Source organism: Aromatoleum bremense (assembly GCF_017894365.1).
Lineage (GTDB): Bacteria > Pseudomonadota > Gammaproteobacteria > Burkholderiales > Rhodocyclaceae > Aromatoleum > Aromatoleum bremense.
The window spans coordinates 2,829,047-2,855,423 of record NZ_CP059467.1 but is presented as its reverse complement, the minus strand read 5'-3'; the positions used below and the strand labels follow the sequence as shown (position 1 = coordinate 2,855,423).

The 26,377-nt window shown below is 66.1% G+C and carries 21 protein-coding genes and 1 tRNA gene; 11 read left to right on the top strand and 11 right to left on the bottom strand.

The window, feature by feature from the left end:
- Positions 1-63: 63 nt before the first annotated feature.
- From pbN1_RS13405 to pbN1_RS13395, 3 genes are all read right to left on the bottom strand, one after another.
- Positions 64-1,347 (bottom strand): TRAP transporter large permease, encoded by a 1,284-nt coding sequence (locus pbN1_RS13405; protein ID WP_011238168.1) that lies wholly within the window; start codon positions 1,345-1,347, stop codon positions 64-66.
- Positions 1,344-2,048, bottom strand: a complete 705-nt coding sequence (locus pbN1_RS13400) for a TRAP transporter small permease (RefSeq protein WP_169201345.1) — start codon at positions 2,046-2,048, stop codon at positions 1,344-1,346. Before pbN1_RS13400 ends, pbN1_RS13405 begins: the two co-directional genes overlap by 4 nt.
- A 77-nt stretch (positions 2,049-2,125) precedes the next feature.
- Positions 2,126-3,130: a TRAP transporter substrate-binding protein gene (locus tag pbN1_RS13395; protein WP_169201346.1), complete on the bottom strand. Its 1,005-nt coding sequence runs from the start codon at positions 3,128-3,130 to the stop codon at positions 2,126-2,128.
- 151 nt (positions 3,131-3,281) lie between these two features.
- Between pbN1_RS13395 and pbN1_RS13390 the strand changes: the two genes are divergently transcribed.
- Together pbN1_RS13390 and pbN1_RS13385 are read left to right on the top strand one after the other, a co-directional pair.
- Positions 3,282-5,315 carry a sensor histidine kinase gene (locus pbN1_RS13390; protein ID WP_425305740.1) on the top strand — a complete coding sequence of 678 codons (2,034 nt, stop codon included), beginning with the start codon at positions 3,282-3,284 and terminating at the stop codon, positions 5,313-5,315.
- Positions 5,312-5,920 (top strand): response regulator transcription factor, encoded by a 609-nt coding sequence (locus tag pbN1_RS13385; protein ID WP_169201348.1) that lies wholly within the window; start codon positions 5,312-5,314, stop codon positions 5,918-5,920. The genes pbN1_RS13390 and pbN1_RS13385 overlap by 4 nt, the downstream gene beginning before the upstream one ends.
- Positions 5,921-5,930: 10 nt before the next feature.
- On the opposite strand, the gene tilS is transcribed toward pbN1_RS13385, so the two are convergent.
- Together tilS and pbN1_RS13375 are read right to left on the bottom strand one after the other, a co-directional pair.
- On the bottom strand, positions 5,931-7,202 hold the full coding sequence (tilS, locus tag pbN1_RS13380; protein WP_169201389.1) for a tRNA lysidine(34) synthetase TilS: 1,272 nt from the start codon (positions 7,200-7,202) through the stop codon (positions 5,931-5,933).
- 34 nt (positions 7,203-7,236) lie between these two features.
- Positions 7,237-8,205: an acetyl-CoA carboxylase carboxyltransferase subunit alpha gene (locus tag pbN1_RS13375; RefSeq protein ID WP_169201349.1), complete on the bottom strand. Its 969-nt coding sequence runs from the start codon at positions 8,203-8,205 to the stop codon at positions 7,237-7,239.
- A 516-nt stretch (positions 8,206-8,721) separates the two neighbouring features.
- Between pbN1_RS13375 and pbN1_RS13370 the strand changes: the two genes are divergently transcribed.
- Both pbN1_RS13370 and pbN1_RS13365 read left to right on the top strand, forming a co-directional pair.
- On the top strand, positions 8,722-10,056 hold the full coding sequence (locus pbN1_RS13370; protein ID WP_169201350.1) for a hemolysin family protein: 1,335 nt from the start codon (positions 8,722-8,724) through the stop codon (positions 10,054-10,056).
- 66 nt (positions 10,057-10,122) lie between these two features.
- On the top strand, positions 10,123-12,807 hold the full coding sequence (locus tag pbN1_RS13365) for a cation-translocating P-type ATPase (RefSeq protein WP_169201351.1): 2,685 nt from the start codon (positions 10,123-10,125) through the stop codon (positions 12,805-12,807).
- Between the two features lie 99 nt (positions 12,808-12,906).
- Here pbN1_RS13365 and pbN1_RS13360 read toward each other — a convergent pair whose 3' ends face one another.
- Both pbN1_RS13360 and pbN1_RS13355 read right to left on the bottom strand, forming a co-directional pair.
- Positions 12,907-13,572 carry a Bax inhibitor-1/YccA family protein gene (locus tag pbN1_RS13360; protein WP_169201352.1) on the bottom strand — a complete coding sequence of 222 codons (666 nt, stop codon included), beginning with the start codon at positions 13,570-13,572 and terminating at the stop codon, positions 12,907-12,909.
- A 48-nt stretch (positions 13,573-13,620) separates the two neighbouring features.
- A complete protein-coding gene (locus tag pbN1_RS13355; protein ID WP_169201353.1) occupies positions 13,621-13,974 on the bottom strand; it encodes an HPF/RaiA family ribosome-associated protein in 354 nt (117 codons plus the stop codon).
- Between the two features lie 122 nt (positions 13,975-14,096).
- Here pbN1_RS13355 and nhaR point away from each other — a divergent pair, with 122 nt between their 5' ends.
- Positions 14,097-14,993: a transcriptional activator NhaR gene (gene nhaR, locus pbN1_RS13350; protein ID WP_169201354.1), complete on the top strand. Its 897-nt coding sequence runs from the start codon at positions 14,097-14,099 to the stop codon at positions 14,991-14,993.
- 161 nt (positions 14,994-15,154) lie between these two features.
- Here nhaR and pbN1_RS13345 read toward each other — a convergent pair.
- Positions 15,155-15,241: transfer RNA gene (locus pbN1_RS13345), tRNA-Leu, on the bottom strand.
- A gap of 47 nt (positions 15,242-15,288) precedes the next feature.
- On the opposite strand from pbN1_RS13345, the gene queA reads away from it, so the two are divergent.
- From queA to secF, 5 genes are all read left to right on the top strand, one after another.
- The gene (gene queA, locus pbN1_RS13340; RefSeq protein WP_169201355.1) at positions 15,289-16,326 is read left to right on the top strand and encodes a tRNA preQ1(34) S-adenosylmethionine ribosyltransferase-isomerase QueA; all 1,038 of its coding nucleotides are present in this window, start codon (positions 15,289-15,291) and stop codon (positions 16,324-16,326) included.
- Positions 16,316-17,428: a tRNA guanosine(34) transglycosylase Tgt gene (tgt, locus tag pbN1_RS13335; RefSeq protein WP_169201356.1), complete on the top strand. Its 1,113-nt coding sequence runs from the start codon at positions 16,316-16,318 to the stop codon at positions 17,426-17,428. Before queA ends, tgt begins: the two co-directional genes overlap by 11 nt.
- Before the next feature lie 98 nt (positions 17,429-17,526).
- The gene (gene yajC / locus pbN1_RS13330) at positions 17,527-17,853 is read left to right on the top strand and encodes a preprotein translocase subunit YajC (protein WP_169201357.1); all 327 of its coding nucleotides are present in this window, start codon (positions 17,527-17,529) and stop codon (positions 17,851-17,853) included.
- Positions 17,854-17,931: 78 nt separating this feature from the next.
- Positions 17,932-19,800, top strand: a complete 1,869-nt coding sequence (gene secD, locus pbN1_RS13325) for a protein translocase subunit SecD (protein WP_169201358.1) — start codon at positions 17,932-17,934, stop codon at positions 19,798-19,800.
- Positions 19,801-19,872: 72 nt separating this feature from the next.
- Positions 19,873-20,805 (top strand): protein translocase subunit SecF, encoded by a 933-nt coding sequence (secF, locus tag pbN1_RS13320; protein ID WP_169201359.1) that lies wholly within the window; start codon positions 19,873-19,875, stop codon positions 20,803-20,805.
- A gap of 99 nt (positions 20,806-20,904) precedes the next feature.
- Here the strand turns inward: secF and pbN1_RS13315 are convergent, their stop codons facing one another.
- The gene (locus tag pbN1_RS13315; protein ID WP_169201360.1) at positions 20,905-21,222 is read right to left on the bottom strand and encodes a DUF2322 family protein; all 318 of its coding nucleotides are present in this window, start codon (positions 21,220-21,222) and stop codon (positions 20,905-20,907) included.
- Positions 21,223-21,296: 74 nt separating this feature from the next.
- Positions 21,297-22,664, bottom strand: a complete 1,368-nt coding sequence (gene purB, locus pbN1_RS13310; RefSeq protein WP_169201361.1) for an adenylosuccinate lyase — start codon at positions 22,662-22,664, stop codon at positions 21,297-21,299.
- A gap of 134 nt (positions 22,665-22,798) precedes the next feature.
- Here purB and apaG point away from each other — a divergent pair, with 134 nt between their 5' ends.
- Entirely contained in the window at positions 22,799-23,182 is a 384-nt protein-coding gene (gene apaG, locus pbN1_RS13305; RefSeq protein ID WP_169201362.1) for a Co2+/Mg2+ efflux protein ApaG, read from the top strand.
- Between the two features lie 42 nt (positions 23,183-23,224).
- Here apaG and pbN1_RS13300 read toward each other — a convergent pair whose 3' ends face one another.
- Positions 23,225-26,353, bottom strand: coding sequence for an EAL domain-containing protein (locus pbN1_RS13300; protein WP_210147500.1), 3,129 nt, complete (start codon positions 26,351-26,353; stop codon positions 23,225-23,227).
- Positions 26,354-26,377: the final 24 nt, after the last annotated feature.

Here is a 26,377-nt window from a genome sequence, read left to right as displayed (position 1 = left end):
CGTCTGGAAGTAAAAAGGCCCGCCTCGAAAGGCGGGCCTTTGCTGTGCGACGACACGGCCTCGCTACATCATGCCGAGCGCGCGCGGCAGGGCCAGCGAGATGGCCGGGACGTAGGTGACGAGGATCAGGAATACCAGCATCGACAGCAGCCACGGCCACACTGCCACCGTCAGCTCGGTGATGCCCATCTTCGTGATGCCGCTGGCGACGTAAAGATTCAGGCCGACCGGCGGATGGCACATGCCGACTTCCATGTTGACGACCATGATGATGCCGAAATGCACCGGGTCGATGCCGAGCTTGATCGCGATCGGGAACAGGATCGGCGCGAGGATCAGCACGATCGACGACGGCTCCATGAAGTTGCCGGCGATCAGCATCAGGATGTTGGCCATGATCAGGAAGCCGATCATGCCGACGCCGGTGCCGATCATGAAGTCCGCCATCTCCTGCGGAATGTTTTCATGCGTCAGCAGGAACGAGAACAGCACCGCGTTGGTGATGATGTACAGCAGCATCGCGCTCATGTTCGCGGAGTTCAGCAGCACCTTCGGCACGTCCTTCATGCCGAGGTCCTTGTAGACGAACACCGCGACGAAGAACGCATACACCGCACTCATCGCAGCCGCCTCGGTCGGCGTGAAGATGCCGGAGTAGATCCCGCCCATGACGACGACGATCAGGAACAGACCCCACGCGGATTCCTTGAACGCGCGCAGCCGCTGCCCCCAGCTCGCCTTCGGCTGGCGCGGGTAGTCGTACTTGCGCGCGCGGTACCAGGTCGTGAAGCCGAGAAACATCGCGAGCAGCAGGCCCGGCACGACACCCGCCATGAACAGCGAGCCGACCGAAGTGTTCGTCGACACCGAGTACATGACCATGACGATCGACGGCGGGATCAGGATGCCGAGCGCGCCCGAAGTCGTGATCACGCCGGCGCCGAACTTGTTCGGGAAGCCCTGCCTGACCATCGCCGGCAGCAGGATCGCGCCGATCGCGACGACCGTCGCCGGGCTCGAGCCCGATACCGCGGCGAACAACGCGCACGCGACGACGCCGCCAAGACCCAGACCGCCGTACCAGTGGCCGACCATCGCGGTCGCGAAGTTGATCATCCGCCGCGCCACACCCCCGTGCGTCAGGAAGTTGCCCGCGAGGATGAAGAACGGGATCGCCATGATCTCGAACTTCTCGATGCCGGTGAAGAGCTTCAGCGCGACCGACTCGATCGGCACTTCGGTCATCGTGAATAGGAAGGTCAGGACCGTGAGGCCGAGCGAGATCGAGATCGGCATCCCGGTGAGCATCAGCACCAGGAGCAATACGAAGATGATTGCGGCGCTCATTGCTTGTCTCCCCGGGCACCGTTGCCGTTCTTGCCCAGCTGTTTATGCTTCAGGTCGTGCGGGTGCAGGTTGTCGTCCATGTCGTAGTAGTTCGCGTCGACCGGCAGGTGCTCCTCGTCGATGCCCTCGACGTGGCCGTGGTCGTGCGTTGGCAGCTCGCCGGTGCGCAGGAACGCCGCCATCACCTGCAGGAAGCGGAAGCACATCAGGTACGACCCCAGCGGGATCGCCGAATACACGATCCACGTCGGCCATTCGAGGTCCGGCGTCGTCGGTCCTTCATACAGGTCGCCGGTGTCCATGCCGAACCACGTCAGAAACTGATAATGGGCGCCGTTCTCGAGCACGAACGTCAGGCCGAGCGTGCCGACGATGCCGGTGAAGAGCGCGCCGGCACCGAGCCCGATGACGACGAACCTGGCGCGGTTGGGGGCGGACAGCCGGTTGATCAGCACGTCGACGCCGACGTGGATGCCGGTGCGCACGCCATAGGCGGCGCCGAACTTGGCCATCCAGACGAACATGATGATGCACAGCTCCTGCGCCCAGCCGAAATGCAGCGACAGCAGCCAGTCCTGCAGGCCGGGAATCGCCAGCCCGGAACCGTAGCGGTGCACGACCGATGCGAAGATGATGATCGTGGCCACACCCATGAGGAAGGTGATGAGCCACTCCTCGATGTGGTCAAGGATTTTTAGCATGGGATACTCCCGTCACGAAAACGCCCGCCGGTACGCGGCGTTGCGCAGGGGCCGGCGGGCGTTGAGCGGATGATGGATTACAGCTTGGACGGGTCGAACCCGGTGTCCTTGTAGATGGACTGGATGGTCTCGGCACCGATGCGCGATTCCATCTTCTTGTGCACCGGCACCAGAGCCTTCTTGAACACCATCTTCTCGGCGTCGGTCGGCTGGTAGACCTCCGTCTTGCCCGACGCGCGCACCGCTTCGAGCGCCTTGTCGTTTTCCTCCTTCGCGATCTTGTTCGCGAACTCGGTCGACTCCTTCACCGCCTGTTCGAGCTGGGTGCGCGTCTCGGCCGGCAGGCCGTCCCAGAATTTCTTGTTCGTGATCACCGCGTAGCCGAGGTAGCCGTGGTCGGTCAGCGTCATGTGCTTCTGCACTTCATGCATCTTCTGCGTGTACAGGTTCGAATGCGGGTTTTCGGTGCCGTCGACGACGCCCGTCTGCAGCGCCTGGTAGACCTCGGAGAACGCCATCACCTGTGGAATCGCTCCGAGCGCGCGCATCTGCTCCTCGAGCACCTTCGACGACTGCACGCGCATCTTCTTGCCCTTCAGGTCCTCGGGCTTCTTGATCGGGGTGTTCGCGGAGAAGGACTTGAAGCCGTTGTCCCAGAATGCGAGGCCCTTGATGCCGCGTTTTTCGAGCTTGCCGAGCAGCTCCTTGCCGACGTCACCGGTCGTGACCTTGTGCAGCGCATCGTAGCCATCGAAGATGTAAGGCAGGTCGAAGACCTCGAACTCGCGCACGCCGAGCGGACCGAACTTGGCGAGCGACGGCGCGAGCATCTGCACCGCACCGAGCTGCAGCGCCTCCATTTCTTCCTTGTCCTTGTAAAGCGTGCTGTTCGCGTAGACTTCGACCTTCACCGCCCCTTTGGTGTATTTGTCGGCGAGCTCCTTGAATTTTTCGGCCGCCTTGCCTTTCGGCGTGTCGTTTGCCACGACGTGGCTGAACTTGATCACGATGGGTTCGGCGGCAACCGCCGCGGCGGACAGGCCGACGGCAAACAGGCCAACCAAAAGTGCGCGAATTTTCATTACTCTCTCCTCCGGCGAATTTGTCTATTCTCGAGTACCAGAGCCTTGGCAAAACAAGAACCGGGGCCCCGGATACAGGTAAAGTCTAGTACCGTCCTCGATCCGGCCATATTGTGGTCATCCGCAACTCCGCCCCCTTCGTACCGACACGATGAGCCAACGGCCCGACCCCGCGCCGACGCCTCGCGCCACCGTCTTGCAGCCTGCACCTCGCCGGCGCGCGCCCGATGCGCCGACCCCGGCGCCGGCGAAATGGCTCGCCGTGCTGCCGTACCTGACCCTGCCCCTGTTTCTCGCGGTCATCGCCGCGCTGGTATGGCTGACCCGCAGCGCCGACCGGGACGAGCAGCGGATGACGCTGATCAACGACGTGCTGTGGATGGAACAGAACCTCCAGTTCCAGCTCGACCGCAACGCCTCGCTGCTCGCCCAGATCGGCCCCGAACTCTTCGCGCACGACACCCAGCCGGCATCGACCGAGGCGAAGCTGCGCCAGCTGCTGCGCCCCGAGAGCGGGCTCGTGCGCGTGATATGGCTCGACGCCGAAGGCCGCCGGAAAGGCGAGATGCCGCCGATGTCCGGCAGCCACCTGATCGGCGAGAGCGTCGGCGCAGTCCCGGCGAACTCGGTTTTCCGCCTTGCGCGCGCGATCGGCCGGCGCGCCTACGGGCCGGCCTACGAGGTCGCCGACGGCAGCCATCAGTTCGAGGTGCACGTGCCGATCTACTCCGAGGACGCGTTCATCGGCGCAGCGGTCGGGATCTACTCGCTGCACGAACTGATCGCGGGCGAGCTGCCATGGTGGTTCTCCGAGCGCTACCGCGTCAGCGTGCTGGATGCCGATGGCCGGCAGATCGTCGCCAAGTCGAAAGTCGCGCCGCTGTCCGGGGACATGAAATACATGATCCCTTTCGATCCGCCCGGCCACGGGCTGAGCCTGCATATCACCGCCTACCGGGGCGAGACGCGCTGGGTGCCGGTGCTGCTGATCGCGTCGATCGTGCTGCTCGCCGGCATCATCGTGTGGAGCGTGTGGCAGCTGCGCCGCCAGCTGGTGCGCCGCCACAGCGCCGAACAGGCATTGCGCCGCGAGTCGCTGTTCCGCAAGGCGATGGAAGATTCGCTGCTGACCGGGCTGCGCGCCCGCGATCTCGACGGGCGCATCACCTACGTCAACCCAGCGTTCTGCAAGATGGTCGGCTACAGCCCGGAAGAGCTGATCGGCCGCCTGCCGCCGATGCCCTACTGGGACCCCGATCACCTCGAACGCACCCAGGAGGTCCACGACATGATCCTCTCCGGCGCCGCGCCGCCCGAAGGCGTCGAACTGCGCCTGCGCCGCAAGAACGGCGAGCGGCTCGACGCGCTGATCTTCGAAGCGCCGTTGATCGACGCCGCCGGTTGCCATACCGGCTGGATGGGGTCGCTGCTCGACATCACCGAGCAGAAACGCGCGCGCGAGCTCGGGCGCCAGCAGGAAGAGCGGCTGCAGGCGACTTCGCGGCTGGTGACGATGGGCGAAATGGCCTCGACGCTCGCGCACGAGCTGAACCAGCCGCTGGCCGCGATCGCGAGCTACAACACCGGCTGCCTGAACCGGCTCGAGCAGGCGACGATCGATCGCGACGAGTTGCGCGACATCCATGCGAAGCTCGGCCGCCAGGCGCGGCGTGCCGGCGAGATCATCCGCCGCGTGCATGATTTCGTCCGCCGCGCCGAGCCCAAACGCGAAGCGCTCGACTTCAACACGGTGATCCGCGAAGCGATCGGCCTGATCGAAGCCGACGCGCACAAGCGGCGCATGCGCATCGAAACCGACCTGGCGCCGCGCCTGCCAGACATCCCCGCCGATCCGGTGATGATCGAGCAGGTCATTGTCAACCTGGTGCGCAACGGCATGGACGCGATGCACGACAATCCGCCCGACCGGCGCACGGTGCGCGTCGCCACGCGCGAGGAAGGCGGCCAGCTCGTGGTGCGGGTCGCCGATTCCGGCCGCGGCATCGACGCGGACACCGCGCGCCGCCTGTTCGAACCGTTTTTCACGACGAAGCCCGAAGGAATGGGAATGGGCCTGAACATCTGCCGCTCGATCGCCGAACTTCATCATGGCCGCCTGGGTTTCGAAAGCAATCCGGACGGCGGTACCATCTTCATCCTGTCGTTCCCGGTCGAACTCTCATGAATCCCGCCTGCGCCCATATCATCGACGACGACGAAGCGATCCGCGACGCGTTGCAGTGGCTGTTCAAGACGCGCGACGTGGCGTGCGCGACGTGGCCGAGCGCCGAAGAATTCCTTGCCGCCGTGCAGCCGGACTGGCGCGGCTGCGCGGTGATCGACATCCGCATGGCAGGCATGAGCGGGCTGGAGTGCTTCGACGCGCTGCGTGCGCGCAGCAATCTGCTGCCGGTGGTGTTCATCACCGGCCACGGCGACGTGCCGATGGCGGTGGCGGCGCTGAAGAAAGGCGCGTTCGATTTCATCGAGAAACCGTTCAACGACAGCGATCTCGTCGACGTCGTGGTGCGCGCCCTCGATGCCGACGCCCAACGCCAGGTTGCGGCCGCGACGCGTGAAACGGTCGAAGCACGGCTCGCGCTGCTGACGGCGCGCGAGCGCGAAGTGATGGAGCAGATTCTCGCCGGCAAATACAACAAGGTGATCGCGGACCACCTGAACATCTCGATGCGCACCGTCGAGGCCCATCGCTCGAAAGTCTTCGACAAGATGGCGGTGCGCTCAGCCGTCGAGCTCGCTCAGCTGATCAACCTGGTCGGCGGGCGCTAGCCGCCTGCGTTCAGCGCTGCCACACCGGCAGCAGTCCGGCTTCGCCCGCACCGCAGCGAAATTCGGCCGCGACGCCAATCTCGCCGATCCACGCGGCTTCACCATCGACGCACAACACCGGCAGCCGTGGACGCAGCCACGCCGGGATACCCGCTTCCTGGCACAGGTTCTTGAAACTGCGCCGCGGACGCCCGCCGTCCTGCCGCAACGTGAGCCCCGGCCAGCGCGGCAGCAGCGCGACGTCCACCGCACGCTGCAGCGCGGCCCGGCCGAGGCCCGCGCCGGTCACCGGCTCGAAGCGCACGACGCCGGCCCCCCAGCGCAGCACCGGCTCCTGCCGCCACGCGAGCGGCTGCTCCGGTGCGCCGTCGCGCGGCGGCTCCAGCCACAGCCGGCCCCGGTAGGTGCAGCACGCCGCCGTGCCGAGCGGCAGGTACAGCGGCGCCTGCGTGGCGCGCAGTTGCCGGACGGCCTCGACGAGCCGCGCGCGCGCCGGCGCCTCGCAACCCATCTCCCGGATCCGCCAACGCAAGACGTTGCGCACCCGCTCGTCGGACAGCGCCAGCAGCCGGTCACGCGGCAATGGCCAGCCGCCGCACGCGGCGCAATCGAGCACCGCGAGATCGCCGAGCAGCCCGTCCGCCTCGTGGAAATGGCCGCTCGCGCGCGCGAGCGCCGGGACCGCACCGGGGAAGGCTTCGCCGAGCAGCGGAAATACGTGGTGACGCAGGAAATTGCGGGCATGGCGCGGATCGGCGTTGCTCTCGTCCTCGATCCACTCGAGCGAAGCCGCCTGCGCGAAGGCGCGGATGTCGGCACGGCGCACGCCGAGCAGCGGCCGCAGCCGTCCCGGAGATCCCGGCTCGATCGCTGCCATCGCCGCGGCGCCGCGCAGACCGGTGCCGCGCAGCAGCCGGAACAGCAGCGTTTCGGCCTGATCGTCCTGGTGATGGCCGAACACCAGCCAGTCGCACGCGACGCGCGCGAGCGCGGCATGACGGACCTCGCGCGCAGCCGCCTCGAGCCCTGCCGGATGATCGCGCGCGACCTGCTCGCGAAACGGGTGGAAAGCCACGCCGAGCGCGGCGCATTGTCGCGCGCAGAAGTCGAGCCACGCGTCGGCGTTCGGACTCAGTGCGTGATGGACGTGGGCTGCGCAGAGGTCGAAGCCGAAGCGCGGCCGCAGGCGGGCGAGCAGATGCAGCAGCGTCGTCGAGTCGGCCCCGCCGCTGAACGCGACGCACAGGCGCTGTCGCGGCGCCACCGCTGCCGCCGCGAGCACGCCGGCGACAGCATCGGCAAGCAGGGGGATGGGGTCAGGCGACGTTCTGTTCCTTGAACCGGCCATAGCTCATCAGGCGCTCGAACCGCTTCTCGACCAGTTCGGTCGGAGAAAGATCCGCCACCTGGCGCAACGCATCCTGCAGCGCACGCTTGAGGCTCTGCGCCATCGCGCGATGATCCCGATGCGCGCCGCCCGCCGGTTCGTTGACGACCCGGTCGATGAGACCGAGCGACTTCAGGCGGGCCGCGGTGATGCCCATTGTCTCGGCCGCCTCGGACGCCTTCTCGGCACTCTTCCACAGGATCGACGCGCAGCCCTCCGGCGAGATCACCGAGTACGTCGCGTACTGCAGCATCATCACCTGGTCGCCGACCGCGATCGCCAGCGCGCCGCCGGAACCGCCTTCGCCGATGATCGTCGCGATGATCGGCACCTTGAGTTCGGCCATCACGTAAAGATTGCGGCCGATCGCCTCGGACTGGCCCCGCTCCTCGGCGCCGATCCCCGGATACGCGCCGGGGGTATCGACGAAAGTAAACACCGGCAGACCGAACTTCTCCGCCAGCCGCATCAGCCGCAGCGCTTTGCGATAGCCTTCCGGCCGAGGCATGCCGAAGTTGCGCAGGATTTTTTCCTTCGTGTCGCGGCCTTTCTGGTGACCGATGACGACGCAGCTCTGGCCGTTGAAGCGGGCGAGGCCGCCGACGATCGCCTTGTCGTCGGCGTAGCTGCGATCGCCGTGCAGCTCGACGAAGTCGGTGAAGATGTGGCGCGCGTAATCCAGCGTGTAGGGCCGCTGGGGATGGCGCGACACCTGCGCGATCTGCCACGGCGTGAGCTTCGCGTACAGGTTCCTGGACAGCGTCTGGCTCTTCGCTTCGAGGCGTGCGATCTCCTCGGAAATATCCACTGCCGAATCGTCCTGGACGAATCTCAGCTTCTCGATCTTTGCTTCCAGATCGGCAACAGGTTGTTCGAAATCCAGAAAGGTGGTCTTCATCCGACCGTTCCAAGCGAAAAAAAGTGCGACATTGTAACGCTTGTCACCGCAAAGCCGCGGGCCTGCCGCATGCGCCGTCGCACCCTTCGCGGGCCGCCCGGACGTGACAGCTCGGGACCGCTGAGGCATGATGCACGCAGACATACAACGCAAAGGAGCAGCGGGGACGACACAATCTCCGCGCCATGAGTAGTCGAAACACTCCGACGACGGCCTTTTCGGCCACACCGAAAGACGCCATGCGCGGCAAGCGCAACAGCAGCGAAGGCTCCCGGCGATGTCGCCCGGAGAACGCTTTCTCCCGCCATCGCGCGAACACGCTCGTTCACCCCCGATCGACTCCGCCCTCACCCGGCCCTGCCCCGGCCGTCCGGGTCCCGGCACATTCCGTGTCGCAGCCTCTCCGCTTCGTCCCTCCGCTGATCGCCGCCCTGCCGCCTGCAGCACGTCATGTCGTTGCTGGCGACAAGCGGGCTGCGGCCGGTTCGTTCCACGCTTTTCCCGGATAGTCCGAAAATGGAAATTTTCCTTCTCGTCGCCCTGATTCTGCTGAACGGGGCCTTCGCGATGTCCGAGATCGCCCTCGTCACCGCGCGCCGTGGCCGGCTTGCGCGGCTCGCCGAAGACGGCGACGCGTCGGCCCGCGTCGCGATCGAACTCGGCGAGGAGCCGACCCGCTTCCTGTCCACGATCCAGATCGGCATCACGTCGATCGGCATCCTCAACGGCATCGTCGGCGAAGCCGCGCTCGCGGCGCCGCTCGCCACCTGGCTGCAGACGCTCGGCCTCGCGCAGGATCCGAGCGAAGTCGGCGCGACGGTGCTGGTCGTCGTCGTGATCACCTATGTCTCGATCGTTGTCGGCGAACTGGTGCCGAAACGGATCGGCCAGATCAACCCGGAAGGCATCGCGATCCTCGTGGCCCGCCCGATGAAGGCGCTCGCGATCGGGTCGCGCCCGTTCGTGCGCCTGCTGATGTGGTCGACCGCGCTGCTGCTGCGCCTGCTGGGCAAGCGCGACGAAGGCGGACCGAGCATCACCGAGGAAGAGATCCACGCGCTGCTCGAAGAGGGATCGGAAGCCGGCATCATCGAAAAGAACGAGCACACGATGGTGCGCAACGTGTTCCGCCTCGACGACCGCCAGATCGGCTCGCTGATGGTCCCGCGCGCCGACATCGTATGGCTGGACGTCACGCGCCCGCTCGACGAGAACCTCGCGCGGATGGCCGAGTCCGACCATTCGCGCTTTCCGGTGTGTCGCGGCGGGCTCGACGACATCCTCGGCATCATTTCGTCGAAGCAGCTCTTCAACCAGACGCTCAAAGGCGGCAAGACCGATCTCACGCAACAGCTGCAGCCGCCGATCTACGTGCCCGAGTCGCTGACCGGCATGGAACTGCTCGACCAGTTCCGCGCATCGAGCACACAGATGGTGTTCGTCATCGACGAATACGGCGAAATCCAGGGCATGGTGACGCTGCAGGACGTGCTCGAGGCGGTCACCGGCGAATTCCACCCGCACAGCCTGGAAGAAGCCTGGGCGGTGCAACGCGAGGACGGCTCCTGGCTGCTCGACGGCATGATCCCGATCCCAGAACTGAAAGACCGTCTCGAACTCAAGACGGTACCGGAGGAAGAAAGGGGGCGCTACCACACGCTGAGCGGCATGGTGATGTGGCTGCTCGGCCGCTTGCCGCATACCGGAGATGTTTCCCAGTGGGGGGAGTGGCGACTGGAGGTCGTCGATCTCGACGGCAAGCGCATCGACAAGGTGCTCGCGACCCGCATCCCGGAACCCTCGGCTGCCGTGACGCAGGATTCTCCGGCGCTGACTCCGCCCGCAGACTGAAGCCGGCCGAATCCGTGGTGGCGGCCATTTATCGCATCACCGACTGGCACCACCGACCGCATGCTCATGGCTACCGAAACCCGCCGCTGGCACACCCTGACCGCCGAGACCGCCGCCGAGGCGCTCGGGCTGGACGCCGTCCGCGGCCTGAGCACTGAACAGGTCGCCGAGCGGCTCGCGCGCTTCGGCCCGAACAGGCTCGCCGAAGCGGCACCGCGGCCGGTGTGGCTCAAGTTCGTCGATCAGTTCAGGAACTTCCTGGTGATCGTCCTGATATTCGCCGCCGTCCTCGCCTGGGCGATCGGCGAATTCAAGGATGCGATGGTGATCCTCGTCGTCGTGCTGCTGAACGCTTCACTCGGCTTCTACCAGGAGCATCGCGCCGAACGCACGCTCGCGGCACTGAAGGACATGCTCGCCGCGCGGGCTCGCGTGCGGCGCAACGGCAGGCTCGTCGAAGTCGACGCCAGCGAGCTGGTTCCCGGCGACATCGTGCTGCTCGAGGCGGGCGATCGCATCCCCGCTGACGGCCGGCTCCTCGCCGCGCACCACCTCGAAGTCGAGGAAGCGGCACTCACCGGCGAATCCCACGCCGTCGGCAAATCGACCGCGGCGCTGGAGACGGCGGAGCTACCGCTCGGCGAGCGCGCGAATCTGCTCTACATGAACACCGTGGTGACACGCGGACGCGCCGAGCTGATCGTCGTCGCGACCGGCATGGCGACCGAGATGGGTCAGCTCGCCGGCATGATCGCCAGCACCGCCGAGACCGAGACTCCGCTGCAGCGCCAGCTCGACAGCCTCGGAAAGAAACTCGCGGCGATTGCCGGCGTCGTCGTGACCGTGATCTTCGCCCTCGACTTCGCGCGCGGCCTGCCCTGGACGCAGGCGGCGATGAGCGCGGTGGCACTGGCCGTCGCGGCGATCCCTGAAGGCCTGCCGGCGGTCGTCACGGTGACGCTCGCGATCGGCATGTGGCGGATGGCGCAGAACCGCGCGATCCTGAAGAAACTCTCCGCAGTCGAGACGCTCGGCTGCACGACCGTGATCTGCTCCGACAAGACCGGCACGCTGACGCTGAACCAGATGACCGCGCGCGCGTGCTGGATCGCGTGCGAGCGGTTCGCGGTCAGTGGCGAGGGCTACCGCGCCGAGGGCTGCATCACCGGCAGCAGAGACGGCGACGCGGCCCTGCGCTTGCGACCGCTGCTGCTGCCGGTGGCGCTGTGCTCCGACTCGCGTGTGCATGACGGCGAACTCGTCGGTGATCCGACCGAAGGCGCGCTGTGGGTGCTCGCGCAAAAAGGCGGCTGCGAGCCGCCCGCCGAACAGGAACGGCGCGCCCGCATCGCCGAAATCCCGTTCGACTCGGCGCACAAGTTCATGGCGACGTTCCACGACGCTGGCGAGCACGTCGACATGTTCATCAAGGGTGCACCGGACGTGCTGTTCGCGCGCTCCTCGAGGTGGCTCGTGGCGGACCGCGAGGAGCCGCTCGACGAGACCGCGCGCCACTGCATCATCACCGAGAACGACCATCTCGCCGGACAGGCGTTGCGGGTGCTCGCGGTCGCGCGGCGCCGCATTCCGAAGCACGAATTCGATCCGGAGGCCGACCTGTGGGCGTGGGCCGACGGCTGGACTTTCGTCGGCCTCGCCGGCCTGATGGATCCGCCCCGCCCCGAAGCGGCGGCGGCGATCGAGCGCTGCAACCGGGCCGGCATCCAGGTCAAGATGATCACCGGCGACCACAAGGTCACGGCGACGGCGATCGCCGGCGAGATCGGATTGCGCGGCGACGTGGTCAGCGGTGCCGAGCTCGACGTGATGACGGACGCCGAGCTGGCCGCGCGCGTCAACCGCATCACCGTCTTCGCGCGCGTGTCGCCGACGCACAAGGTCAGGATCGTCAAGGCGCTGAAAGCGGCCGGCCATGTCGTCGCGATGACCGGCGACGGCGTCAACGATGCGCCGGCGCTGAAAGCGGCCGACATCGGCATCGCAATGGGCATCACCGGGACCGCGGTGACGCGCGAGGCGGCGACGATGGTGTTGACCGACGACAACTTCGCGACGATCGTGCGCGCGGTCGAGGAAGGGCGCGTGATCTTCGACAACATCGTCAAGTTCGTGCGCTTCCAGCTGTCGACGAACATCGGCGCGATCCTGACCGTGCTGGCCGCGACGCTGCTCGGGATGCCGGCGCCGTTCACCGCGATCCAGCTGCTGTGGATCAACATCATCATGGACGGCCCACCGGCGATGACGCTCGGCATCGAGCCGGCCCGCCCGGGCATCATGCGCGCCGCGCCGCGCGCACAGGACGCACAGATTCTCACGCTGCACCGCCTCGCGCGGCTGTCGCTATACGGCGCGACAATGATGGTGGGCACGCTGTGGCTGTTCCGCTCCGCGCTGGCCGAGCACGGCGAGGCGCGCGCGCTGACGCTGGCGTTCACGACTTTCGTGCTGTTCCAGTTCTTCAACGTGTTCAACGCCCGCAACGAACACGGCAGCGCATTCAACTCGCAATTCCTCACCAATGTCCGGCTATGGATCGCGCTCGGCGGCGTACTCGCGCTGCAGGGGGTGGTGGTCCACTGGCCACCGGCTCAGGCCATTTTCGGCACGACCGCGCTGGAGAGCGGGGACTGGCTACTCTCCGCGGCGGTCGCCTCGAGCGTCCTGCTGCTCGACGAAGCGCGCAAGCTGCTGCAGCGGCGGCTGTTTCCCGCTCGCAAGCAGCCATAGACCATTGCGCCGCCGGCAGCAGCGGGGAGAGGTCGCACCAAAAAAACGGGGCAGCCCGCCTGCGCGAACCGCCCCGCTTGGCCGCCGCAGCGGCAACGCTCAGTCGTTGTTCATCACGCCGAGGATGTGCAGCAGGCTCGTGAAGAGGTTGTAGATCGACACGTACAGGGTCACGGTCGCCATGACGTAGTTCGTTTCACCGCCGTGGATGATGTTGCTGGTCTCATAGAGGATGAGGCCGGACATCAGCAGCACGAACATCGCCGACACCGCGAGCGACAGGCCGGGCATCTCGAAGAAGATCGCGCCCAGGCCGGCGAGGAAGGCGACGAGGATGCCGACCACCAGGAAGCCGCCCATGAACGAGAAGTCCTTGCGGCTGGTCAGCGCGTACGCCGACAGGCCGAGGAAGATCGCCGCGGTGCCGCCCATCGCCTGCATCACCACCTGCCCGCCGTTCGGCATCGCGAGGTAGTGCGACAGGATCGGGCCGAGCGTGTAGCCCATGAAACCGGTGAGCGCGAACACGAACAGGATGCCCAGCCCGCTGTCGCGGAACTTCGTCGTCAGGAACAGCAGGCCGAAGTACCCCACCAGCGTGACGATGATCCCCGGGTGCGGCAGGCCGAGCGCGAGCGACGCGCCGGCGGTGAGCGCCGAGAATGCCAGCGTCAGCGACAGCAGCATGTAGGTGTTGCGGATGACCCTGTTCGTCGACAGGACCGAGGCCTCCGACCTTGTCATCGTACCGATGCGGTTTTCCATTGAATGTCTACCTCCTTGAATCGAACTTGTTTGAACCCGCTGCCCGGATCAGGTCCCGGCCATAACGGGATCCGGGCCGGCTGCCGCATCGCGGCTGAACTGCCGCAGCCGCGCGAGGCGGCGTATCAGCACCTGGGAGACCCGTTCCGCGGCCAGATCGACGACCGGGCGCGCGTCCGTCCCGGTCACCGAAAAAATCACGTCCGGGCAATTGCGCAACCGCAGTTGTACCACACAACGTTTGTCGGCCCCGCCGCGCGGCCCGTTTACGTCCGCGACCTTGATGCGGGCCCACTGAATCTGGTCGCGGAAGCGGCCGATCGCAAAACGCATTCGCCGCGCGACGTAGTCCCGCAGACCCGACGGTGCTTCCAGACCGCTACATTGCAGATCGATGCGCATGTTTCTTCTCCCTTGTGGTTGATACCGGCATCTGCTCGTTGATACTAAGCGTGAGACTGTTCGATAAAATACGAGTTCAACGGAATTTTTATCATGTTTTACCGAAGAGTCGAGAGGGCGCGATGCTCAATTTCAAGCAGCTCCACCACTTCTGGAACGTTGCGCGCGCAGGTGGCATCGTGCGCGCAAGCGAGCGCTCGGGCCTCGCTCCGCAAACGCTGAGCGGCCAGATCGCAATCCTCGAGGCGAGCCTCGGCGTCTCGCTGTTCCGCCGTCGCGGACGCGGGCTCGCCCTGACCGAAACCGGCCAGATGGTGCTCGATTACGCCGAGGAGATTTTCCGCGTCGGCAGCGAACTCGAGGAGGCGCTGCACAACCGTGCCGCCGGTCGCGCGATTCCGTTCCGCGTCGGAATCGCCGATGTCGTGCCGAAAGCGATCGCGTGGCTGCTGCTCGCACCGTCGATGAAGCTCGCCGAACCGGTGCGCATCGTCTGCCGCGAGGACAAGATGGTCCGGCTGCTCGGCGAACTGGCGATCCACAAGCTCGACGTCGTGCTCGCCGACAGCCCGATGCCGGCCCACATGGACGTGCGCGGCTACAACCACAAGCTGGGAGAATCGACGATCAGCTTCTTCGCCGCACCTTCGCTCGCCGAAAGCCTGACGGGCAGTTTTCCGGCGAACCTCGCCCGCCAGCCGATGCTGATCCCGGGCGCCGATGCCGCGGTGCGGCGGCCGCTGATGCAGTGGTTCGAAGAGCAGCACATCGCGCCGCACATCGTCGGCGAGTTCGACGATGCCGCGCTGATGAAAGCGTTCGGCGAAGCGGGCGTCGGCGTGTTCCCTGCGGCGACGCTGATCGCGGAACAGGTGTGCCGCCAGCATGGCGTGCGCTGCATCGGCGAAGCGCCCGCGGTCAGCGAAGCCTACTACGCGATCTCGGTCGAGCGCCGCATCTCCCACCCGGCGACGCTGGCGATCAGCCGTTCGGGACTGGAGGGCGCGAAGCGGGATTGAGGGCGATCGGGAGCCGTACGAAAGCGCGGGCCCGGGGTCCGGGATGAAGAGGAAGGACAGCGATTGCGCGGGCTCGTGCCAGGTGTGACCCGGAGAGGGGGCCGCGTGCCGCGCCGGACTCTGATAGAATGCGCGGCTTTGTCGCGCTTTCCGGTCTTGACTGGTGCCGGGAGAGGGACTCGAACCCTCACAGTGTTACCACCGGCGGATTTTGAATCCGCTGCGTCTACCGATTCCGCCATCCCGGCAGGGAAGCGCCGCATTATCCATGAAACTGCCCGCGAGCAGCAAGCGCATGTCACTGACTCTTGACGATTTCGATTACGTACTCCCGCCCGAACTGATCGCCCAGGCGCCGCTCGCCGAGCGTTGCGCCAGCCGCCTGCTGGTGCTCGACGGCGACCGCCTGGACGATCGCGGTTTCTGCGACCTGCCCGAACTCGTGCAGCCCGGTGATCTGCTGGTATTCAATGACACGCGAGTCATCCACGCGCGCCTGTACGGCACCAAGGAAACCGGCGGCCACATCGAAGTCCTCATCGAACGCGCGGTCGGCCCGCACGAAGCGCTCGCCCAGGTCCGCGCGAGCAAGTCGCCGCGCGCCGGCAGCCGGCTGCGCCTGGCCGACGCGTTCGCCGTCACGGTGCTCGGCCGCGTCGGCGAGTTCTTCCATCTGCGCTTCCCCGACAGCGACGACCTGTTCGACCTGCTCGAACAGCACGGCAAGCTGCCGCTGCCGCCTTACATCGACCGCAGCGCCGACGAGCACGACGAATCGCGCTACCAGACCGTGTATGCGCGCGAGCGCGGTTCGGTCGCGGCACCGACCGCCGGACTGCATTTCGACCAGCCGATGCTCGCCGAACTGGCGAAGAGAGGCGTACGCGGTGCCTGGCTGACGCTGCACGTTGGCGCCGGCACCTTCCAGCCGGTGCGCGTCAATGATCTCGGCGAGCACCGCATGCACCGCGAACGCTACGTGATCCCGCAGGAAACCGTGGACGCGATCGCCGCGACGCGCGCCGCCGGGCGTCGCGTGATCGCGGTCGGCACGACCAGCCTGCGCGCGCTCGAAGGCGCCGCGCAGGACGGACCGCTCGAAGCAGGCACCGGCGAGACCGAACTCTTCATCCTGCCGGGCTACCGCTTCCAGGTTGCAGACGCCTTGATCACGAACTTCCACCTGCCGAAATCAACGCTGCTGATGCTGGTGTCGGCGTTCGCGGGCCTCGAGACGGTGCGCCGCGCGTATGCGCACGCCGTCGGCCATTCCTACCGATTCTTCAGCTACGGCGATGCCATGTTCATCACCCACCGCAACGATGCAATTTGAACTCCTCGCCCAGCACGGCGCCGCGCGCCGCGGCCGCCTCACGCTCGCCCACGGCACCGTCGACACCCCGGCGTTCATGCCGGTCGGCACCTACGGCACCGTCAAGGCAATGACTCCCGCCGCGCTCGCCGACACGGGCGCGCAGATCTGTCTCGGCAACACGTTCCACCTGTGGCTGCGCCCCGGGCTCGACGTCGTCGCGGCGCACGGCGGGCTGCACCGCTTCATGAACTGGGACCGGCCGATCCTTACCGATTCCGGCGGTTTCCAGGTGTTCAGCCTCGGCGCGCTGCGCAAGATCAGCGAGGAAGGGGTGAAGTTCGCGTCGCCGATCGACGGCGCGAAACTCTTCCTGACGCCGGAAGAGTCGATGCGCATCCAGACGGTGCTGAACTCCGACATTGCGATGATCTTCGACGAATGCACACCGCACCCCGCGACGCACGACGAGGCGGCGAAGTCGATGCAGCTGAGCCTGCGCTGGGCGCGGCGCTCGCGCGACGAGTTCGACCGGCTCGCGAACCCCAACGCGCTGTTCGGCATCGTCCAGGGCGGCATGTTCGAGGATCTGCGCGATGAATCGCTGGCTGCACTCGACGCGATAGGTTTCTCCGGCTATGCGATCGGCGGCCTGTCGGTCGGCGAACCGAAGGAAGACATGGCGCGCATCCTCGCCCACACCGCGCCGCGACTGCCCGCCGGCCGGCCGCGCTACCTGATGGGCGTCGGCACGCCGGAGGACATTGTCGCCGGCGTGGCCGCCGGCATCGACATGTTCGACTGCGTGATGCCGACCCGCAACGCGCGAAACGGCTGGCTCTTCACCCGCTATGGCGACATCAAGATCAAGAACGCGACGCACAAGCAGGACACCCGCCCGCTCGACCCGTCGTGCGACTGCTACACCTGCCGCAACTTCAGCCGCGCCTATCTGCATCACCTGCACCGCGCCGGCGAAATCCTCGGCAGCATGCTGAACACCATCCACAACCTGCGCTATTACCAGACGCTGACCGCGGAGCTGCGCGCGGCGATCGTTGCCGGCGACTTCGGTAGCCACGTCGCGCGCTTCCGCTCGGATCGTTCGACCGGTACCCGTTGACAAACGAACGGTCGCGACGCCGGGCGGGCCGTCGCGACGGGTCGCGACTTATCCTGCTGCTATAATCGGCCGCTTTACGCAACTACCCGGAGTCCCACGTGTTCATTTCCAACGCTTACGCCCAGGCCGCACCTGCGGGCGATCCGACCGGCGGCCTGATGGGCATGCTGCCGCTGATCCTGATGTTCATCGTGCTGTGGTTCCTGATGATCCGCCCGCAGATGAAGCGCGCCAAGGAACACAAGGCAATGGTCGCTGCGATCGCGAAAGGCGACGAAATCGTCACCCAGGGTGGAGTCGCCGGCCGCGTGACCCAGGTGGGCGAAAATTTCCTGCACGTCGAAGTGGCTGACAACGTCAATATCATCGTCCAGGCCCAGTCGGTCACCAACGTGCTGCCGAAGGGCACGCTGAAGACCCTGTGAGGCCCGCGGCGGCGTGAGCCTCCCGCTCCGCCGCCCCTGCGCGCGCAGGGCGCCTCCCCACCCCACTTCATTCAAGTCATGAACCGCTACCCGCTCTGGAAGAACATCCTCATTGGTCTGGTCCTGTTCTTCGGCCTGATCTACACCCTTCCCAACTTCTACGGTGAAGTCCCCGCAGTTCAGGTCTCCAGCGGCAAAGCGACGCTCAAGCTCGACCCCGCGCTGGTCGCCCCGATCGAACAGACGCTGCGCGACGCGCAGGTTCCCTACGACGGCCTGTTCGTCGACGCCAACAGCATCCGCGTGCGGCTGGGCAGCAGCGAGGACCAGCTGCGCGCCAAGGACGCGATCGAGAAGCGGCTCAATCCCGACCCCAGCGATCCTTCCCATATCGTCGCGCTGAACCTGCTGTCGGCCTCACCGACCTGGCTCACCGCGATCCACGCGCTGCCGATGTACCTCGGCCTCGACCTGCGCGGCGGGGTGCATTTCCTGCTCGAAGTGGACATGCCGGGCGCGATCACGAAGCGGCTCGACGCAACCGCCGGCGACCTGCGCACGCTGCTGCGCGACAAGGACGTGCGCCACGCCGGCATCGTGCGCGAAGGCAACGCCATCCAGCTGCGTTTTCGCGATGCCGCACAGCGCGACGCGGCGCGCAACGCGATCCTCAACAGTACGCGTGACCTCCAGTTCGTCGACCGCGACGACGGCTCGACCGACCTGAAGCTGATCGCGACGCTGACGCCGGTCGCCCAGCAGACGATCCGCGACTTCGCGATCAAGCAGAACATCACGACGCTGCACAACCGCATCAACGAACTCGGCGTCGCCGAGCCGGTGATCCAGCAGCAGGGCGCCGACCGCATCGTCGTGCAGCTGCCGGGCGTGCAGGACGTCGCAAAGGCGAAGGACATCCTCGGACGCACCGCGACGCTCGAAGTGCGCATGGTCGACGACAGCCCGGGCGCACTCGAAGCCGCGCTCGCCGGCAACGTGCCGTTCGGCACCGAGCTCTACACCGAGCGCGGCGGCTCGCCGCTGCTGGTGCGATCGCAGGTCGTGCTGACCGGCGACCGCCTCACCGACGCACAGCCCGGCTTCGACGGACAGACCAACGAGCCGGCCGTGCACCTGACACTCGATGCCGCCGGCAGCCGCATCTTCCGTGACATCACGCGCGAGAATGTCGGCAAGCGCATGGCGATCCTGCTGATCGAGAAGGGCAAGGGCGAAGTCGTCACCGCGCCGGTGATCCGCAGCGAGATCGGCGGCGGGCGCGTGCAGATCTCCGGCCGCATGACCACCACCGAGGCGAACGACGTCGCGCTGCTGCTGCGCGCTGGCAGCCTCGCCGCGCCGATGGAGATCATTGAGGAACGCACTGTCGGCCCGAGCCTCGGCGCCGACAACATCGCCAAGGGCTTCAATTCCACGCTGTGGGGCTTCGTCGCGATCGCGGTGTTCATGAGCGCGTATTACCTGCTGTTCGGCGTGGTGTCGGTGATCGCGCTGGCGGCAAACCTGCTGCTGCTGGTCGCACTGCTGTCACTCTTGCAGGCGACGCTGACCCTGCCCGGCATTGCGGCGATGGCGCTGACGCTGGGCATGGCGATCGACGCGAACGTGCTGATCAACGAACGCATCCGCGAGGAACTGCGCAACGGCGTATCGCCCCAGGCGGCGATCCACACCGGCTACGACCGCGCGTTCGACACCATCCTCGACTCGAACATCACGACGCTGATCGCCGGTATCGCGCTGCTGGTGTTCGGCTCCGGCCCGGTGCGCGGCTTCGCGGTCGTGCACTGCCTCGGCATCCTGACCTCGATGTTCAGCGCGATCCTGATCTCGCGCATGCTCGTGAACCTGATCTACGGCCGCCGCCGCAAGGTCGAGAGCCTGTCGATCGGCCAGATCTGGAAGCCCGGCAAGGCAGGCAACTGAGCTGGCAACCGGGCGAACACGCAAGGAAAGCGGCGCCCGGCGCCGCCCCTGACGCAACCAAAGGCTTGAGAAATGGAATTCTTCCGCATCAAGAAAGATATCCCGTTCATGCGCCATGCGCTGACGTTCAATATCATCTCGCTCATCACCTTCCTGCTCGCGGTATTCTTCCTCGCGACCAGCGGCCTGCACCTGTCGGTCGAGTTCACCGGCGGCACGCTGATCGAAGTCACCTACCCCGAGGCGCCCGAGCTCGAAACGGTTCGCGAGGCGCTCGGCGACGCCGGCTACCCTGACGCCCAGGTACAGAATTTCGGCAGCGCCCGCGACGTGCTGATCCGTCTGCCGAACCGCGACGATCTCGACACCACGCGGGTTTCCGAGCAGGCGATGGCGACGCTGCAGTCGGTCGCCGGCCCTGCTCCGGAGCTGCGGCGCGTCGAGTTCGTCGGCCCGCAGGTCGGCAAGGAACTCGCGGCCGACGGCGCGATGGCACTGCTGCTGGTGATCTTCGGCATCGTCGTGTACCTGGCGATCCGCTTCGAATGGCGCTTCGCGGTGTCCGCGATCATCGCCAACCTCCACGACGTCGTCATCATCCTGGGCTTCTTCGCGTTCTTCCAGTGGGAGTTCTCGCTGCCGGTACTCGCCGCCGTGCTGGCGGTGCTCGGCTACTCGGTGAACGAGTCGGTCGTCGTGTTCGACCGCGTGCGCGAAACCTTCAAGAAGCGCCGCAACCTCTCGACGCCCGAGGTGCTCGACCACGCGATCACCTCGACGATCTCGCGCACGGTCATCACGCACGGCAGCACGCAGATGATGGTGCTGTCGATGCTGCTGTTCGGCGGCGCGACGCTGCACTACTTCGCCATGGCGCTGACGATCGGCATCCTGTTCGGCATCTACTCGTCGGTGCTCGTCGCAAGCCCGCTCGTGATGTGGCTCGGCGTATCGCGCGAGCAGTTCGTCAAGCCGAAGCGGGAAAAGGAAGAAGCGGTCGTCTGATCGGCGTGCGGGGGCGACGTCAGTCCCCCCTGCAGTGCAATACCACCCGGTGCCGCACCTCGACGCCGCCCGGCCCGAGGCACTTTCAACGCGCGGGCGTCATACCGCGAAAACCTGCTTCACCCGCAGCGTCGCGCCGCGCTCGATCAGGCCGATCAGGCGGTCGATGTTCGGATGCTTGCCAGGATTCGCGCGGGCGTCCTCGCTGTGCTCGGCGTACAGTTCGAGCCCCTTCCGCGCCGCTTCGGGACCGATCGCGCCGTAAAGCTGCGCGAGGTGGTTATAGACTGCCAGCGAGCCCGCCTGCCCGGCCTTGTTCTCGATCGTGCCGACGATCGAATCGTCCGCATCGATGAGGTTCAGCGCGGCCAGATGCGAGATTTTCGGCAACTGCTTGAGGTTGTCGGCAAAAGGCATCGAAACTCCGTGGTTGATTGCGACAAAACGCCACCCGCAGGTGGCGTTCGTCGAGACCCGGCTCAGGGGGGCCGTCAGATGCGCTTCGCGAGCGCGGCCGCCTTGCCGATGTAGCTCGCCGGCGTCATCGCCAGCAGCCGCGCCCGGTCGGCTTCGGGAATCGCGAGGCTGCGGATGAACTCGTGCAGCGCCTCGCGCGTGATGCCCTTGCCACGCGTCATCGCCTTGAGCTGCTCATACGGGTTCTCGATGCCGAAACGGCGCATCACCGTCTGCACCGGCTCGGCAAGCACTTCCCACGCGCCGTCGAGGTCGGCCGCGAGCCGCGCCGGTTCGGCTTCGAGCTTGTTCAGCCCGCGCAGGCAGGAATCGAGCGCCAGCACCATGTGGCCGAAACCGACGCCCATGTTGCGCAGCACCGTCGAGTCGGTCAGGTCGCGCTGCATCCGCGACACCGGCAGCTTTTCCGAGAAATGACGCAACACGCCGTTCGCGATACCGAGGTTGCCTTCGGCGTTCTCGAAATCGATCGGATTGACCTTGTGCGGCATCGTCGACGAGCCGACCTCGCCTTCCTTGAGCTTCTGCTTGAAGTAGCCCAGCGAGATGTACATCCAGAAGTCGCGGCAGGCATCGATCAGGATCGTATTCGTGCGCGCCATCGCATCGAAGAGCTCGGCCATCGCGTCGTGCGGCTCGATCTGGATCGTGTACGGGTTGAATTCGAGGCCGAGGGACTCGATGAAGCCGCGGTTGAAACCTTCCCAGTCGAACTCGTCCCACGCCGACAGGTGGGCGTTGTAGTTGCCGACCGCGCCGTTGAACTTCGCCATCAGCGACACGCGCGCGATCGCGGCGCGCGCGCGGATCAGGCGTGCGGCGATGTTGGCCATCTCCTTGCCGAGCGTCGTCGGACTCGCCGGCTGGCCGTGGGTGCGCGACAGCATCGCCAGGTCGGCGTGCTGGTGCGCGAGCTCGCGCACCCGGGCGATGACGCGATCGAGCGCCGGCAGCAGCACCGCGTCGCGCCCCTCGCGCAGCATCAGCGCGTGCGAGGTGTTGTTGATGTCTTCCGAGGTGCACGCGAAATGGATGAACTCGGAGACTTTCGTGACTTCGGCGTTATGCTCGAGGCGCGCCTTGAGCCAGTACTCCATCGCCTTGACGTCATGGTTCGTGGTCGCCTCGATCGCCTTGACCGCTTCGCTGTCAGCGGGCGAGAAATCGGCGACCAGGGCATCGAGTTCGGCGACGGTTGCCGCGGAGAACGGCGCGATCTCGGCGAGGCCCGGTTCGGCGGCGAGCGCCTTCAACCAGGCAACTTCGACTTTCACCCGGTTGCGGATCAGGCCATGCTCGGAGAAGTGTTCGCGCAGGCCCGCGACCTTGTCGTGGTAACGGCCGTCAAGCGGAGAAAGAGCGGTCAGGGGCGAAACGGACATAAGGGAATTTCCGGGCAAAAATGCTATTTTACCCTTCCGGCCCCCCGGCGAGCGTTCGCCGGCGACGATGTTCCGCCGCTCGTTTGAACAACTTGTCGAACCAATAAGACCCGCCCCCAGCCGAGAGACCAGACATGAGCGAATCCGAAAAATATCGCATCAAGGTGGAAGCCACCGCCGAGTTTGTCCCGGGACAATCCGACCCGGACGAAAACCGTTACGTATTCGCATACCACATCACGCTGACGAATACCGGCCAGGTGCCCGCGCAGCTGATCAGCCGGCACTGGATCATCACCGACGGAGTCGGCAAGGTCCAGGAAGTGCGCGGACTCGGGGTGATAGGCGAACAGCCGATGCTCGCGCCGGGGCAGCAGTTCAGCTATTCGAGCGGGTCCGTCCTCGAAACCCCGGTCGGCACGATGCAGGGCAGCTACCAGATGGCGGCCGAGGATGGCCACCGTTTCGACGCCGAGATCCCGCCCTTCATGCTGGCGATGCCGCGCGTGCTGCACTGACCGGAGCATCCGGCTGCACGCGGCAGGAGGGAATTCCGGAATTCATTTCGCTGCCAGTTCCGGACGCCACGCCCGCAGCCACAAAGCCAATTCGTCGGGCGGCAGTGGCCGGCTGAACAGGTAGCCCTGCACCTCCTGGCAGCCGCTCGCGCGCAGAAAGGCGAGCTGTTCCGGTTTTTCCACGCCTTCCGCGATGGTGCGGAACCTCAACGTGCGGGCGAGGCTGACGATCGCCTCGACGATGGCTTCGCCTTCGGGGTCCTGGGTCAGGTCGCGGACAAACGACTGGTCGATCTTGAGCTTGTCGATGCGGAAGCGCTTGAGGTAATTGAGCGACGAATATCCGGTGCCGAAATCGTCGATCGACATGCGCACGCCATCCCGGTGCAGCGCGTCCATCATCGCCACCGCCGCGACAGGATCATCCATCATCGCACTTTCGGTCAGCTCGAGTTCCAGGCAACTGGCGGGCAGGCCCGCTTCGGCGAGAATGCGCGCCACGGTGGCGGGCAGGTTCTGCTGGCGGAACTGGTGCGCCGACAGGTTGACCGCCACCTGGCCCAGCGGCAGCCCGGCGAGCTGCCACGCCTTGAGTTGCAGGAGCGCAGTCTGCATGACCCACTCCCCGATCGGCAGGATCAGCCCGCTGCTCTCCGCAATCGGAATGAACTCCGCCGGCGACACCAGACCGAGCTCCGGATGTTGCCAGCGGATCAGCGCCTCGACGCCGGCCACCCGCCCGAAGTCGACGAGATCGATCTGCGGCTGATAGTGCAGCACCAGTTCGTTGCGCTCCAGCGCGCGCCGCAGCGCAGCCTCGAGCCGCAGCGTGCGCGCCGAACGCTGCTGCATCTCCGCGGTAAAGAACCGGTAAGTGTTGCGCCCGTCGCTCTTCGCCCGGTTCGTCGCGGTATCGGCCCTCTGCAGCAGCGTCTCGAAGTCCTCGCCATCAGCCGGATACATCGCGATGCCGATCGACGACGTCACCAGCATCTCGTGACCTTCGATCAGCATCGGGTCGGCGGCGACGACGATCAGTTTCTCGGCCACATGGGCGGTACTCTCGGCCTGAGCGTGCGGCAGCAGGATCAGGAACTCGTCTCCGCCGAGACGTGCCAGCGTGTTTTCCGCGCGCATGGCATTCCGGAAACGTTCGGCGATCTCGACCAGCAGCCTGTCGCCGATGCGATGACCGAGCGTGTCGTTGATGTGCTGGAAGTGATCGATGTCGACGTACATCACGCTCAGCGACTCGCCGCTGCGTTGCGCGTTCCCGATCGCCTGGCGCAACAGGTCCGCGAACAGGCTGCGGTTGGGCAGCCCGGTGAGCGTGTCGAAATGGGACAGGCGCCGGATATGCTCCTGCGCCTCGTCGCGCCGCGACAGGTCGCGCACGAACGCCGAGAAACATGCTGCGCGCCCGCCATCGAAGGTGACGCTGACTTCGACCGGCTTGATTTCGCCCGACTTCGTGCGGTGGCGCGTCTCGAAAGTGGCGCTGCCGTCCTCGACGATGGATTCGATATGCCACGCCACTTCCGAGGCGTCGGAGGCATCGAGCTGCGTGACGTGCATGCCGACCAGCTCGTCACGGCGATAGCCCGAGAACTCGACGTAAGCGTCATTGACTTCGGTCAGCAGGCCGTTGCGGTCGAGCAGCCAGAAGCCGTCCTGCGACGTTTCGAGCACCTTGCGGTATTTCGCTTCGCTCTCGCACAGCGCGGCGCTGGTTCGTGCCTGCTCGGCGACCAGGTCGATGCGGTCGAGCGCGTAGCCGATGTCGGTCACCATCTCGGTGATCAGATCCTGCATCTTCCCATCGAACGCCTGGACAGCGGTGTGGTAGAGCTTGAGCACCAGATGCACCTGCCCGCCGCGCAGGATCGGGAACACCGCAGCCGAGCGCCATCCGAATTCGCGCGCCCGGGCATGCCAGGGCCGTGTCGCACTCTCGGCGAGATAATCCTGCACGACAACCGGACGATTGCTGCGCCACGCGGTGGCAGTCGGCCCGGTGGATGCGGGACCGGGCGGCCCGAGCGGAATCGCCAGCCCGTCGACATACTCGACACCCGCGCCAAAACGCGCGACGGGGACGATGTTGCCACTGTCCGGATCGCGCCGTCCGACCCATGCCATCGCCACGCCGCCATGCTCCACCGCGATTTCGCAGATGCGCCGCAGCAACTCGGCTTCGTTGTCGACCCGCACGATCATCTGGTTCGTCGCCGAGAGCGCCGCATAGATCCGGTTCAGCCGGGCGTATTGCGCATCGTGACATGCGAGCGCTGCGGCCATGTCGTTGAAACTGGTCGCCAGTTCGCCGACCTCGTCGCGCCCCGACACCGCGGCGCGGACCGACAGCTCGCCACGCTCCAGTTGCTGCGCGACCGTGCGCAACTCGCGCAACGGCCGCACCACGAGTCGCTGCAGCAGCCCGCCGAGCAGGACCAGGAGCAGCGCATAGCCTCCACTGCGCAGGCCGAACTGTTGCCACCAGACCTCCCCCGCGCGGGCCCGCACCTCGTCCATCGGCAGCTTGATGCTCATGAGGCCGCGCAAGTCACCGACCCTGTAACCGTAGGCCTCCCCATAGGTGTCGCGAATCGTCGCGGGCGCGGCCTCGCGCTCGCCATGACAACCCATGCAATACGGCTCGAGCCAGATCGGCGCGGTGAAGTGATAGAGCTCCCGCCCGGCCTCGTCGCGGATTTCGGCGATGCGTTCGCTGGCCGTCGGATGCTCGCGAAACCAGTCCATCGCAGCCCGCTCATGCGCATCGGCTCCATTGGCCGGATTGCGCGGACGGTCCGAGACGTTGTTGAACCGCAAGCCGGTCTTGATCCATTGAGGAAAATCGCTCGAGATGCGGGACAGCGCATGCGCCGGCAGAAAGCCGATGGTTCTTTCGTCGACCGGCAGGCCGCTGGCGACGAACTGCTGGTGATAGACCCGTCGCGTCGCCATCAGCAGCGCCCGCACGACGCGCGCATTCTCGTCGAGTCCGGCGCGCACGTGTTTTTCGATCCCGCGATAGCCGAGATACAGGTCGGCAGTCATGATCGTGACGATCACGGCCACGACGCCCAGCCATATTTTCGATTGCAGGTTCATGCCTTTATCTAAGCCATTCGACCTCCCGGACCGCGACGGGGCCCGACGGACGTCCATTACTTTCATACCATAAGCATCGCA

Bases quoted from the DNA above. Each gene is read 5' to 3' on its own strand.
- pbN1_RS13405 (WP_011238168.1), bottom strand. From the start codon at position 1,347: ATGAGCGCCGCAATCATCTTCGTATTGCTCCTGGTGCTGATGCTCACC.
- pbN1_RS13400 (WP_169201345.1), bottom strand. From the start codon at position 2,048: ATGCTAAAAATCCTTGACCACATCGAGGAGTGGCTCATCACCTTCCTC.
- pbN1_RS13395 (WP_169201346.1), bottom strand. From the start codon at position 3,130: ATGAAAATTCGCGCACTTTTGGTTGGCCTGTTTGCCGTCGGCCTGTCC.
- pbN1_RS13390 (WP_425305740.1), top strand. From the start codon at position 3,282: ATGAGCCAACGGCCCGACCCCGCGCCGACGCCTCGCGCCACCGTCTTG.
- pbN1_RS13385 (WP_169201348.1), top strand. From the start codon at position 5,312: ATGAATCCCGCCTGCGCCCATATCATCGACGACGACGAAGCGATCCGC.
- pbN1_RS13375 (WP_169201349.1), bottom strand. From the start codon at position 8,205: ATGAAGACCACCTTTCTGGATTTCGAACAACCTGTTGCCGATCTGGAA.
- pbN1_RS13370 (WP_169201350.1), top strand. From the start codon at position 8,722: ATGGAAATTTTCCTTCTCGTCGCCCTGATTCTGCTGAACGGGGCCTTC.
- pbN1_RS13365 (WP_169201351.1), top strand. From the start codon at position 10,123: ATGGCTACCGAAACCCGCCGCTGGCACACCCTGACCGCCGAGACCGCC.
- pbN1_RS13360 (WP_169201352.1), bottom strand. From the start codon at position 13,572: ATGGAAAACCGCATCGGTACGATGACAAGGTCGGAGGCCTCGGTCCTG.
- pbN1_RS13355 (WP_169201353.1), bottom strand. From the start codon at position 13,974: ATGCGCATCGATCTGCAATGTAGCGGTCTGGAAGCACCGTCGGGTCTG.
- nhaR (WP_169201354.1), top strand. From the start codon at position 14,097: ATGCTCAATTTCAAGCAGCTCCACCACTTCTGGAACGTTGCGCGCGCA.
- queA (WP_169201355.1), top strand. From the start codon at position 15,289: ATGTCACTGACTCTTGACGATTTCGATTACGTACTCCCGCCCGAACTG.
- tgt (WP_169201356.1), top strand. From the start codon at position 16,316: ATGCAATTTGAACTCCTCGCCCAGCACGGCGCCGCGCGCCGCGGCCGC.
- secD (WP_169201358.1), top strand. From the start codon at position 17,932: ATGAACCGCTACCCGCTCTGGAAGAACATCCTCATTGGTCTGGTCCTG.
- secF (WP_169201359.1), top strand. From the start codon at position 19,873: ATGGAATTCTTCCGCATCAAGAAAGATATCCCGTTCATGCGCCATGCG.
- pbN1_RS13315 (WP_169201360.1), bottom strand. From the start codon at position 21,222: ATGCCTTTTGCCGACAACCTCAAGCAGTTGCCGAAAATCTCGCATCTG.
- purB (WP_169201361.1), bottom strand. From the start codon at position 22,664: ATGTCCGTTTCGCCCCTGACCGCTCTTTCTCCGCTTGACGGCCGTTAC.
- apaG (WP_169201362.1), top strand. From the start codon at position 22,799: ATGAGCGAATCCGAAAAATATCGCATCAAGGTGGAAGCCACCGCCGAG.
- pbN1_RS13300 (WP_210147500.1), bottom strand. From the start codon at position 26,353: ATGGACGTCCGTCGGGCCCCGTCGCGGTCCGGGAGGTCGAATGGCTTA.